The 12,075-nt window shown below is 57.1% G+C and carries 11 protein-coding genes and 1 pseudogene; 4 read left to right on the top strand and 8 right to left on the bottom strand.

The window, feature by feature from the left end; translation table 11 throughout:
- From AC1DYF_RS14365 to AC1DYF_RS14335, 7 genes and pseudogenes are all read right to left on the bottom strand, one after another.
- Positions 1-391: pseudogene (locus AC1DYF_RS14365) on the bottom strand (DDE-type integrase/transposase/recombinase); the annotation flags it as partial.
- 161 nt (positions 392-552) lie between these two features.
- Positions 553-1,788, bottom strand: coding sequence for a MalY/PatB family protein (locus AC1DYF_RS14360; protein ID WP_477877393.1), 1,236 nt, complete (start codon positions 1,786-1,788; stop codon positions 553-555).
- Between the two features lie 56 nt (positions 1,789-1,844).
- On the bottom strand, positions 1,845-2,624 hold the full coding sequence (locus AC1DYF_RS14355; protein ID WP_477877392.1) for an amino acid ABC transporter ATP-binding protein: 780 nt from the start codon (positions 2,622-2,624) through the stop codon (positions 1,845-1,847).
- 12 nt (positions 2,625-2,636) lie between these two features.
- The gene (locus AC1DYF_RS14350; RefSeq protein ID WP_477877391.1) at positions 2,637-3,770 is read right to left on the bottom strand and encodes an amino acid ABC transporter permease; all 1,134 of its coding nucleotides are present in this window, start codon (positions 3,768-3,770) and stop codon (positions 2,637-2,639) included.
- 3 nt (positions 3,771-3,773) lie between these two features.
- A complete protein-coding gene (locus AC1DYF_RS14345) occupies positions 3,774-4,961 on the bottom strand; it encodes an amino acid ABC transporter permease (RefSeq protein ID WP_477877390.1) in 1,188 nt (395 codons plus the stop codon).
- Between the two features lie 70 nt (positions 4,962-5,031).
- Positions 5,032-6,045, bottom strand: a complete 1,014-nt coding sequence (locus tag AC1DYF_RS14340) for an amino acid ABC transporter substrate-binding protein (protein WP_477877389.1) — start codon at positions 6,043-6,045, stop codon at positions 5,032-5,034.
- Between the two features lie 122 nt (positions 6,046-6,167).
- Positions 6,168-7,115, bottom strand: a complete 948-nt coding sequence (locus AC1DYF_RS14335; protein WP_477877388.1) for a LysR family transcriptional regulator — start codon at positions 7,113-7,115, stop codon at positions 6,168-6,170.
- A 398-nt stretch (positions 7,116-7,513) separates the two neighbouring features.
- Between AC1DYF_RS14335 and AC1DYF_RS14330 the strand changes: the two genes are divergently transcribed.
- The 4 genes from AC1DYF_RS14330 to AC1DYF_RS14315 all read left to right on the top strand — a co-directional run bounded on the left by AC1DYF_RS14330 (position 7,514) and on the right by AC1DYF_RS14315 (position 11,066).
- Positions 7,514-9,382 carry a glycoside hydrolase family 15 protein gene (locus AC1DYF_RS14330; RefSeq protein WP_477877387.1) on the top strand — a complete coding sequence of 623 codons (1,869 nt, stop codon included), beginning with the start codon at positions 7,514-7,516 and terminating at the stop codon, positions 9,380-9,382.
- Positions 9,358-9,453: a hypothetical protein gene (locus tag AC1DYF_RS14325; RefSeq protein ID WP_477877386.1), complete on the top strand. Its 96-nt coding sequence runs from the start codon at positions 9,358-9,360 to the stop codon at positions 9,451-9,453. Before AC1DYF_RS14330 ends, AC1DYF_RS14325 begins: the two co-directional genes overlap by 25 nt.
- Positions 9,454-9,579: 126 nt before the next feature.
- Complete coding sequence (locus tag AC1DYF_RS14320) at positions 9,580-10,593, top strand: M10 family metallopeptidase C-terminal domain-containing protein (RefSeq protein WP_477877385.1); 1,014 nt, start codon at positions 9,580-9,582, stop codon at positions 10,591-10,593.
- Positions 10,594-10,658: 65 nt separating this feature from the next.
- Positions 10,659-11,066 carry a hypothetical protein gene (locus AC1DYF_RS14315; RefSeq protein WP_477877384.1) on the top strand — a complete coding sequence of 136 codons (408 nt, stop codon included), beginning with the start codon at positions 10,659-10,661 and terminating at the stop codon, positions 11,064-11,066.
- Here the strand turns inward: AC1DYF_RS14315 and AC1DYF_RS14310 are convergent.
- Positions 11,009-11,998, bottom strand: coding sequence for an IS5 family transposase (locus AC1DYF_RS14310; protein WP_477877383.1), 990 nt, complete (start codon positions 11,996-11,998; stop codon positions 11,009-11,011). The genes AC1DYF_RS14315 and AC1DYF_RS14310 overlap by 58 nt on opposite strands.
- Positions 11,999-12,075 lie beyond the last annotated feature (77 nt).

The following is a 12,075-nucleotide window of genomic DNA, read 5'->3' as shown; positions in this document are numbered from 1 at the left end:
TCTGGGTGGAGCAGTCCCTCTTCGACGGACGTTTTGATGGTCGAAGGAAAGGTATTGGCGCCGTCGGTGCCGATTTTGYCGGGTGACAGCAGTGGCTCATCCTTCAGCATCTTGCGAAAGRAGCGCTTGGCGGCGTCGAGGTCGCGCCTCGCGGTGAGCAAGAAATCCACCGGGTTGCCGTGCTTRTCGATAGCCCGGTACAGATATCGCCATTGACCCCGAATTTTCACGTATGTTTCATCGACGCGGATCGAACCACAATGCGGCAGCTCAGCGGATAGCGCAAATACCAGGAAACCGCCTGAATGATCAGCCACGCTTCAAACTGCCGTCCCTTGAAATCGTCCTTCGACTGGCGTTTCAGCTTTTCGGCAATGGCATTGAGAATCATGAATGATCCGACGCTCCAACAAATCCGGGCGTCTTTTCACCGGCAAATCATCAAAGCGGCGTTAACGGAGAAACTTTGCGACGAGCCCATCGTTGGTCTTTTCATGATTCCTGCCTTGATGCGGGAGCTTTACGAGATGATCGCCAAACGCTGCCGGTGCTTCACTTCAGCGCCGACAAGGCCTTGGACATCTGCTCCAACCCGGTCTGAAGGACACTTCTGGGGCAGCCGACATTGAGACGGATGAAGCCCTCACCCCCTGGTCCATATACGCGGCCGTCATACAGATTCACTCCGGCGTGATCGACGAAGAACTTCTGAATGCCCCCCACCTTCCGGTCGAGATCACGTGCATCGAGCCACACAAGAAATGAGGCATCAGGTTTCATGGGTGTAATGCCGGGGAGACTGGTGCTGGCGAACTCTTCAACCACCCCAACATTTTCACCAATGTAGCGTGTGGCCTGGTCCAACCATTGGTCACCGGTGCTGTATGCTGTCTCGAGAGCCAGTCTGCCGAAGTAGTTGGCATTCACCATGAACGACGATTGCATTGCGGACAGCAAGGCGTCTCGGCGCGCCTTGTTCACGACAGAAATCGTAGCCGACGGGACGCCAGCCAAGTTGAAGGTTTTGGTGGGCGCGGTACAAATGAACGACCTGTCCGCAGCGTCGTCCGAGATCGAGGAAAACACTATGTGGGGTCGGCTCGACAGCCTTATGTCGCAGTGGATGTCATCCGATATGACCAGCAGGTCGTAGCGCTGGCATATGTCGTTGAGCGCCGTCAACTCGTCGACTGTCCACGCCTTGCCTGCCGGATTGTGCGGATTACACAGAAGAAAAACCTTGGCGCCGTTCGAGGCCAGTTTCTCGAAATCGTCGAGGTCGAGTTCGTACTGATTATCGCGCAAAAGCAAACGGTTGATGAGCAAGGTTCGTTCGCTGCCGCGCACGACTTCGAAATACGGAGAATAAACGGGTGTCTGGACAATGACGCCGTCACTTGGCTCGGTGAAGGTCCGAAGTATTGCCGCGACCGTGGGCATGATCGCGGGCGCAGGCAGCAGTGTCTCCAATGCAGGGTCCCAGCCATGCCTGCGCTCGAACCAGGATCGGACGATTTCATAGTGGCGCGGGTCGCGGCGGGTATAGCCATAAATCCCATGATCGGCGGCATCGCGGAGCCTCTCGATTACGGTCTCCGGCGCGCGAAAATCCATGTCTGCAGTCCACAGCGAAAGCAGATTCTCACCTTCAACCCGTGGCGAGAACTCGTCCCATTGGTTCGCCCATTTCACAGAACCGAACTGATGCCGGTCGTGCACCTGGTCGAAATTGAATACCTTGACGGCATCGTCGCGCGACCCTGCCTTCGATGAAGCATTGACTGCCATCTTTGTGTTTCCTCATGTTTTTATGGTATCAGCGCAGAACTTTAGAACTTCGCGAACTATTTCAGTATCTGGGCAAGGAATTGCTTTGCCCGCTCTGAACGAGGCTGACCGAAGAATTCATCCGGCGTGTTTGACTCGATGATTTGTCCGCCATCCATAAAGACGACGCGGTCCGCCACCTCGCGCGCAAAGCCCATCTCATGCGTCACGCAGAGCATTGTCATGCCTTCAGTGGCGAGCGAGACCATGGTATCCAAAACCTCCTTGACCATCTCCGGATCGAGGGCGGACGTCGGTTCATCAAACAGCATGACTTTCGGGCTCATGCACAGCGCGCGAGCGATGGCCGCGCGCTGCTGTTGGCCGCCCGACAATTGGCCGGGGTAGCTTCTGGCCTTGTCGGCAATCTTCACACGGTCAAGAAAACCCATTGCGATCTCTTCGGCAGCCCTGCGCGGACGCTTCAGCACCCATATCGGGGCGAGCATGCAGTTCTCCAGCACTGTAAGATGTGGGAACAGGTTAAAATGCTGAAACACCATTCCGACCTCCGATCGGACTTCGTCAATCTTCCGAAGGTCGTCGGTCAGCTCTGTTCCATTGACGGTGATCTCGCCAGTCTGGTGCTTCTCCAGTCGGTTTATGCACCGGATCATCGTGGATTTGCCCGATCCTGAAGGGCCGCAAATCACGAGGCGCTCTCCAGATTGGACCGAAACGTTGATGTTTCTCAATGCATGATAGTCGCCATACCATTTGTTGACGTTGTGAAGTTGAATCGCCGCGGTGCCCTGAGGGCGTGGCCGCAATGCCGAGGAAGCCGTCTGAGTAGCCATGGTCCAAGTTCCCTAGTGTTTGTGGCCATGCGCCAATTGGCGCTCCATGAACTGCGAGTAGCGCGACATGCCGAAGCAGAAGACCCAGTAGACAAGCGCTGCGAACAGATAGCCCGTTGTCGAAATTGTCGGACCGGCCCAACTCGGGTCCACCCGAGCGGATTCAACCGCCCTCAGAAAATCGGCGATCCCGACTATCGCCACCAATGTCGTATCCTTGAACAGTCCAATGAAAGTGGAGACGATGCTCGGGATGACGATCGTCAGGGCTTGGGGAAGCACTACGAGCCGCATTGCATTGACGTAGCCGATGCCTAGCGACTTCGCAGCTTCATGCTGGCCCTTGGGGATCGCCTGGAGGCCTGCACGAACCACTTCGGCCATGTAAGCAGATGAAAATAGCGCAATCGCGATAAGAGGACGAAGCAGCCTGTCCGGCGTCAAATAGTCCGGCACGAAAAGCGGCATCATGAAGTTGGCCATGAAGAGTACCGTGATGAACGGCACTCCTCGCACAACCTCGATGTACATGACGGAAACCGCCCGTACGATTGGCAGTTCCGACATTCGGCCAAGCGCCAGCAACACCCCGAGCGGCAGCGAGAAAACGATACCCACAATCGACATCAGGAGGGTGATGAGGAGGCCGCCCCATAGGGTGGTGTCAATCACCGGGAGGTTCAGCATGGCCAGGCCGTGCAGCAGCACAAAAGCGAGAACGGGATAAGCAATGAAAAACAGAACCGCTGCGATGTTGCGGCGGGGCGCCCCATTCCAGAGGAGCCAGGCAATCAGTATTGCGCCGACCGCCTCCGTCAGATCGACACGCCAGCGTTCCGGCACGGGATACGCGCCGTAACGCAGGTAATCGAACTTCTGCGCTATGAATGGCCAGCAGGCGCCTTGCGGATTTGCGAGGCAGGCTGCCTTGCCCCCGCTCCATACTGCACCGAATATTGCGAAACTGAGAAATTGGTGAAGCAGCCATGTTCCGATCAGTGCAAAACCGATCGTGAGAACGCCAGAAAAAGGGGTTGAGAACAGGTTCTTCATCAACCAGGTACCGATGCCAAGCCGGGCAAAGGCTGGTCGTTCCGCGGCGGGCAAAAGCGAACTGGCGTCGGAGGTCAGAGAGTTTTCGTTCATGTGTCACCTCTCGACGATTGCAAACCGCTGATTGAACAGATTCATTGCCATCGACGTCAGCAATGAGATGGCGAGATAGACCGACAGCGTGATGGCCATGACCTGAATCGCCGCCCCCGTCTGGTTCAGCACCGTGCCTGCGAAAACCTGAACGAGGTCGGGATAGCCGATGAACACGGCTAAAGATGAATTCTTGATCAGATTGAGATACTGGCTGGTCAGTGGAGGAACGATCACTCGCAGGGCTTGCGGGACAACGACAAGGCGCAGGGTCTTGCCGGGCGGCAGCGCAAGCGCATATGCAGCCTCGGTCTGACCCTTGGGTATCGCCTGTATCCCGCCCCGGACGATCTCAGCGACATACGATGCCGTGTAGACCGATAGCCCAATCAGAAGCGCTGCGAACTCAGGGTATATCTGGTGCCCGCCCGTGAAATTGAAGCCGACCAATTTGGGCGCCTGGAAGGAAACGGGATTGCCGGTGGCAATGAAAGCAAGCAGCGGCAAGCCGATCATAATTCCGACGGAGAATGCCAGGATCGGAAGCTGCTGACCGGTTCGCTTCTGGACGCCCTTTGCATAGACGTAGAATGCGCATGACGAGAGCGAAGCGATCAAGATCGCAAGCCCGACCAGGCCCGCCCCAGAATGAAGCTGGATTTCTGGGATGATCAGTCCACGATTGTTGAGGAAGATGCCGCCGGGTATTGTGATAGATGCCTTCGGCGCAGGCAACGGCTTGAGGACTGCGTTGTACCAGAAAAGAAGTTGCAGAAGCAGCGGAACGTTGCGGATGATTTCCACATAGAATGCAGAGATCTTCGCCACGACCCAATTGTCGGAAAGCCGCGCAACGCCGACAATAAAGCCGAGAACGGTGGCGAATACGATACCAAGACAGCCGACCAGCAGCGTGTTTACCACCCCCACCCAAAACGCACGCCCGTATGTCGAAAGCGAGTCGTAAGGAATTAGGGTTTGGTTGATGGCAAACCCTGCTGTTTCGTTCCAGAAGTCGAGCGACAGCGGAATTCCCCGCGCGCTCATATTGGACACCGTCTGGATTCCGATCGCGGTGACGAGGGCCAGAAGACTCCCGGCAAGCAACGCCTGATAGACGATACCTCTTAGTCGAGAATCGTGCAGGGATAGACTGCGGCGCGGCGGCACTGCGAGCGAAAGATCGGACATATCCTGATCCTCTTGGCTGTTTTGAGGGGATTGGCGCGGCTTTCCGCGCCAATCTGCCAGTTGTCCCGGTTTATCGGATCGGCGGGGCGTATTGCAGGCCGCCCTGGTTCCACAGGGCATTGACGCCACGGCTGATCTTCAGCGGAGAATCCTTGCCGATCGAACGGTCGAAAATCTCACCATAGTTGCCGACTTGCTTGATGACGTCGACCGTCCAGGTGTCGCTGAGGCCGAAATCCTTTCCAATACTGCCCTCCACGCCGAGCAGGCGGCGAATATTCGGGTTGGAGGAGGATTTCATCTCATCGACGTTTTGCGACGTAACGCCATACTCTTCCGCAGCAACCAAAACGTACAGGGTCCATTTGGCGATGTTGAACCAACGGTCGTCACCCTGACGCACGACCGGTCCCAGGGGCTCCTTCGAGATCAACTCGGGAAGCACAACGCTGTCATCGGGTTTGGCCATCCTCGTGCGCGAAGCATTCAATGTCGAGCTATCGGCTGACATCGCGTCGCAGCGTCCCTCTTCAAAAGCTTTGACGACGGATTCCTCGTCGGCAAATCCGACGGTCGTATAGGTGATCTTCTGCGCGCGGAAATAATCGGCGATGTTCAATTCGGTCGTCGTTCCCTGCGTCACGCAGATTGAAGCCCCATTGAGGTCCTTGATCGCCTTGATATTGTCGGCCTTGCGGACCAAAAAGCCCTGGCCATCATAAAAATATGTGCCCGCGAACAAGATGCCCAAGGTCGAGTCGCGCGACGATGTCCAGGTTGCGTTGTGCGCCAGGATATCGATCTCGCCGGACTGCAAGGCAGTGAACCGATCCTTGGGCGTCAGCGGGATGAACTTTACCTTCTGGGCGTCGCCCAAGACCGCAGCGGCCACCGCGCGGCAATAGTCTACCACGAAGCCAGTCCACTTGCCGTCATTGTCCGGGAGACTGAACCCCGCTGTGGCAGCGTTGGTGCCGCATGTTAGCACTCCATGTTTCTGCACGGTTTCCAGGGTGGTTGCATGGGCTGTGGAGGCCCATAGGATGGCCGAAAGGCCGAGAAACGCTTTGAAGATGGTTCGCATGAGAGGTTCCCCGTTTTTGTTGCGATCAGGAGCCTCGCGCAATGTACGCCATCAGTCAAATTCATATTCGTCATTATCTATATGAATGTCGCGCATGAAAAGGACACAGTCCAGGTGCAAGCTCAAAGAGAACGAGCTTTGATAGTCTCGGACTTCTTGTGCTGAAACTCGTTATAGATCTCGGAAAGGATCTGCTTGAGCCATACAATGCCGGGATCCCCAACCATATGGGGCTGCAACAGCAACGCTGTGCTGACGTTTTCGATTTTCAGTGGAGGAGCGATCACCTTCACTTCGCTAGCATCGTCAAGGATTTGCAAAATGCCGTCGCCGCAGTGGGTGATAAGCTCCGTTCCCCGCAGCACCCATGGCAACGTCAAATAGTTCGAGATTGTAGCGACGACATTGCGTCTCAAGCCGACCGCGTTGAGAGCCGCATCTGCCAGCCCAGCGGAAACGCCGTCCGCTGAAATCTGCAGATGCGACGCAGCCAGATATGCGTCCAAGGTCAGCTCTTGTCTGGCAATTGCGCTCTTGCTCCAAACGGCACACAACAAACGATCCTGACCCATTTCAATTCTTTGAACGCGTGGGTCGTCCTTGATCGATGCACCGGTCACAGCGCAGTCCAGTTGCCTAAGCTGGATGGCATTGACTATCTCGATCCCATTGGCGGGAATAACGTTGAGGGTCGCATTCGGCGCGCGCCGGGAAAACTCTCGCAACAACCCCGGAATGAAAACCATTGCATGGTAATCGGTAAGGCCCACCCTAAAGTTGCGGCGTGTCGTCGCTGGGTCAAAGAGTTGATGTCTATCGATGGAAGACCGTATAGCATTCAACGCGACTGAAACCTCTGAGACGAGCTCGACCGCACGCGCCGTGGGGCGCATAACCGAACCGTCACGGGTGAACAGCTCGTCACGGAAAAGTATTCTCAGTTTCCCCAGGGAATGGCTGATGGCAGATTGGGTTCTGCCCAAGCGCTCCGCCGTGCGTGTGACACTGCCTTCACGCATCATGACATCGAAAACTCGAAGCAAGTTCAGGTCCAGATCTTCGAAATGCATGGAGCCTCAGGATTGGAGGGGCGACGTCGCCCTGGATGCACCTATTTTCCTAGTCCACTCCTTGGAAAAAAGTAAGATGGGAGATTGATTGCTGCGCAGGGCACTAACAAAGTCGTAGCGCGACTCCCCGTACATCCGAGGGAGACCTGGTCACCTTAATCACGGCCCCCCGTTTGGGCGTGGAAAGGAGCACGTCTCTTTCGCAGGGCATCGATGCTACAGGCCACATTCGGTTCCTGAAGCGCCGCAGACGATTTCGATGGATCGATAAGTTCTTAGTCCGATTTTGAGAAACAACTCTAAGCGGATACCTATTGCGCGCCATCTTCGGCGTTATCGCCACGCCACGCCGGGCGAAGGCGCGAACGGTGGACCGCCCCACCCCCGCAGTCGCTCCGGTGATCACGCCGACGTCAGGTTCAGAGATTGTCATGGCGTTGTCCCGTCCTCTCCTCTTGCAACTCCTCAAGCAATTAACCGGCTTCGGTGGGATAAGTTCGCCCGTCGGGATCGGAGGCGTGGTTGACGCGTTACATCGCCGCTCGACCCCGATTCAACCGAGCGCGACAACATCAGTGGAGTGGAGGTCTGGAATGGCGTCACGCATCGAGGACTATGCCGTCATCGGAAACTGCGAGACCATGGCGCTGGTAGGCCGGAATGGCTCGATCGATTGGCTCTGCCTGCCGCGTTTCGACAGCAGCGCCTGCTTTGCCGCGCTGCTCGGCGGCGGGGATAACGGGCGCTGGCTGATTGCGCCCACCGCTGAGGAAACCACCATCACGCGCCGCTACCGCGGAAACAGCCTCGTTCTCGAAACCACTTTCGAAACCGAGACCGGAACCGTGCAGCTTATCGACGTCTTGTCCAGACGCGATGGCGTCACGGACCTCATTCGTATCGTCAAAGGCCTGGGCGGCTCGGTCGAGATGCATACGGAGATCGTGCTTCGGTTCGACTATGGCAAGACGATTCCCTGGGTTTCCAGGCACGAGGACGGAAGGCTGGTGTTCGTCTCCGGCCCCGACGGGATCGTCCTCGCTTCCTCCGTGACCTTGCGTGGCGAGGATATGCGGACGGTAGGCACATTCACGGTAGGCGCCGGTGAGGAACATCGTTTTGCGATGAGTTGGACGCTCTCCTTCCGTCCACTTCCGGACGCGATAGACCCGATGCAAGTTCTGGAGCAGGAGCAGAAGGCGTGGGAACACTGGGCCTCACACTTCAACCCGGCGGAAAACTGGTCGCAGCCCGTCATTCGATCACTGCTGACATTGAAGGCGCTGACGCACCGCGAAACCGGCGGCATCGTTGCTGCCGCCACCACATCGCTGCCTGAGCTGATTGGCGGCCCAAGAAACTGGGATTATCGCTTCTGCTGGCTCAGGGACGCGACATTTACGATTTACGCTCTCATCAATGGCGGCTTTCTCGACGAGGCTCGACGTTGGCGTGACTGGCTGCTGCGGGCCGTGGCCGGCGATCCGAACGACTTGCAGATCATGTATGGCGTCGGTGGCGAACGGCGGCTCACTGAATATGAAATCCCCTGGCTTGGTGGTTACGAGGCATCGAAGCCGGTCCGCATCGGCAACAAGGCTTCGGAGCAATTGCAGCTCGACGTGTTCGGGGAACTGCTCGATACGCTCTACGTGGCGCGTAAGGCTGGCCTGTCGCCGGACGAGGCGACATGGCCAGTCGAGCGGGTGCTTGTCAGCCATCTCGCCAAGGTTTGGCATGAGCCCGATCGCGGCATCTGGGAAGTCCGAGGCGCGAAAAGGCATTTCACCCATTCCAAGTTCATGGCTTGGCTTGCCTTCGATCGGGCGATCCGCATGGTCGAGGAGTTCGCGGTCGAAGGTCCGGTTGAAGAATGGAGAAGCATCCGCGAGGAAATCCACCATCAGGTTTGCGAACAGGGCTATAATGCGGAGCTGGGATCATTCGTTCAGTCCTACGGCTCTTCCGTCCTGGATGCGAGCCTGCTGCTACTCCCGCTCGTCGGCTTCCTGCCAACTGACGATCCGCGGGTCGTCAGCACCGTCCAGGCGGTAGAAAAACGGCTTATGCGCAAGGGCCTTCTTTTACGCTATGAGGATGGCCAGGGGTCCGACGCCCTTCCGCCGGGTCAGGGCGTCTTTCTCGCATGCAGCTTCTGGCTCGTGGACAACTACGTGTTGCTTGAACGGCGGGTGCACACAAACTCTTCGAGCAACTGCTCGACCTCTGCAATGATGTCGGCTTGCTCGCTGAAGAATATGACGTGAGCTCAAGGCGCCAGGTCGGCAATTTCCCGCAGGCGTTTTCGCATCAAAGAACAGACAACCTGATTTACTAAGATTCATAAGCATCTCTCCGGAGGATGCCTTGTGCTCGCCCGGCCTTCCCATTCTTTAGAGACAATGCAAGTATGCGGCCATCAGCTTGAGAACATCGTCGTGAGCAACAATGGAGGGAGACCGTTATGATAACGGTTATTCATGAGAACCGGGACACCACAATCTTTGTGGACGAGAATTTTCAAGCGTTCGTGGAGCAAGATGTCACTGCATCCGGCGGTATCTACGGCGATACTTCTTTTCTGTCGGCAGCAATCAAAGGCGACGTATTGTCCGACACCACTGGCGTAACTTTGGGCACTAAGCCCTTCCAGCCGCAGGACGAAAATGTCACGATCTACTCAGGGGGCACTGTTACAGGGTTCGGTTTCGGCTATGGCGCGATATCTATTACCGGTTTTCATAGCAGCGTGCAAAATGCTGGAGAGCTTTGGGGAAACTATTATGGCGTCTATCTCGACACGCAATTGGACGAGTTGCCGCGCTCATCATCCATCGGTAACACCGGCTCGATCGTTGGCGGTACGTATGGACTTTATGTATTGGGCTCTGAGGCTGTTAACATTACCAATAGCGGGATGATCCGCGGCGACAGCGCAAGCTTCATAGACTTCTCCGGTGGCGCCTCGCAGCGCATAGCCAACAGCGGCTCGATGGAGGGGGCTGTGATGCTTGCTGGCGGCGATGACGTTTACATTGGTGGACATGGCTCCCTCACCGGGGCAGTTTTTGGCGGCGATGGAAACGACAAAATCAAGACAGGCGCCGACGATGATCAAATCCACGGTGGCAATGGTCAGGATCGACTGACAGGTGGCCTTGGCGACGATACGTTTTACTTCGACACGACGCCGAACGGTTCCACGAACGCCGACACGATCACCGACTTTGATCCTGACAATGACATGATTGCGCTCGATCATACAATCTTCGGGTTTGGCGTCGGCAAGCTGGCGGCCTCATCGTTTCTGGCAAGCAAGAGCGGCGCAGCAGCAGATGCCGGTGATCACTTCCTCTACAACACGACCAACGGCAACCTGTATTACGATGCCGACGGTAAAGGTGGCGGGAAGGCAGAACTCTTGGCGACGTTCTTGCATCATCCTGACATAACTGCGACCGACTTCGTCGTGGTGTGACCCCGCGCCAAAGGGAGACTGCTTGCGGTATCTGGTTGGGATGCTCAACCCACGGAGGGCCGGCCGTGACCGCCAAAGCAGGAATCAAGCAATCCGATCTTAACCGCATGGCGATGGCGGCCAAGAAACACGGCGTGGCGATCGAGGCAGAGATCAACGGAGTGATTTACCGAGTACTCCCTCATGCCGAACCAAAGCAGGAAAAGACGATTCCTCACCAAGAGCTCAACAGCTTGGAAGCGTGGCGCAACAGACACCGCACAGACCACCAACACGGACAACCGTTATCGAGCGGCGTTTCCGGCAGCGGCTCGAAGAAGTCGCACTGGGATCGCAAACGCGAAGAGCAACTGGCGCTCTATGGCGCTGGTGCATCGGTCGTATTGCGAGCGGAATTCGGTCTCCGATGCCGCGGCTATGCGGTAGCTTTTCCACACCGGACGGATTTCGGGCGTGCGCAGGCCAGCATGTGATTGAGGACTGCGCAGCTGAGGGCAGCTTCCGTCTGTTGGGCGGCGAATGAACGTGCCCGCAGCCGACGGCCGATGATCGATTTGTAACGACCGATCGCGGTCTCGACTAGAGATCGCTTGCCGTAACCGGTCGCGGCCTGCCATTTCATTCGACCATTGGCGTTGATCTCCGCGATATGCCGGTGGCGTTGACGGGAGGGATCGTCTTGCTGACGCTCCACCGCATTGGCACGCGGCGGAATGATCACCTCGGCATCGGCGGTGTGCTTGGTGACGGCATCGTAGGTCGGCTCACCGTCATAGGCTCCATCGGCCGTGAACTGGCTGATCGGTGTGTCGATCTGGTCGAGTAGCCGCTCCACCTGCGAGGCGTCGCCGGCATCCTGGTCGGTCATGACGTGAGCGATGATGTCGCCGCTATCGGCATCCAGCGCCAGGTGCAGTTTGCGCCAACCCCTTCGGGATTTGACACCATGCTTTTCCTCCAGCCATTGGCCAGCGCCGTAGATTTGCAGCCCTGTGCTATCGATCAGGACGTGGACAGGCCCCTTTTCCGAGGGATGATTACATTGCCGCTTGTCCGGCATTCTCGGCTTGCCTGCCCGACGACTCAAGGTCGTATGATCGGGAACGGCGAGATCCAGTCCCATCAGCTTCAGAACCGATGTGACAAAACCTTCCGTCTGGCGCAGCCGAAGGCCGAACACCAGTCCCAGCGTCAGAGCGGCCTCTATCGCCAGATCCGAGTAGCGTGGCTGGCCACCGCGTGTCGTGCGCTTCGGAGCCCGCCAGGACGACAAAGCTTCCGGTGTCATCCAAAGCGTCAGGCTGCCGCGTCGACGAAGCCCTGCCTCGTACTCATGCCAGTTCGTCACCTTGAATTTCATCTTGCCTATGTGATGGCGTCGTGAGGCATTGTGCTTGAAGGGCATCGTGGCGGAGACCAGTTATCGGGCTGGCCCAGCATCTACGACACCGCGTTTAACGATCCCTGCACCAAGGCTATGCT

It is taken from the genome of Rhizobium sp. P2_G9, assembly GCF_056403475.1.
The sequence above is the reverse complement of the archived record's forward strand: the minus strand, read 5'-3'. Positions and strand labels throughout refer to the sequence as shown.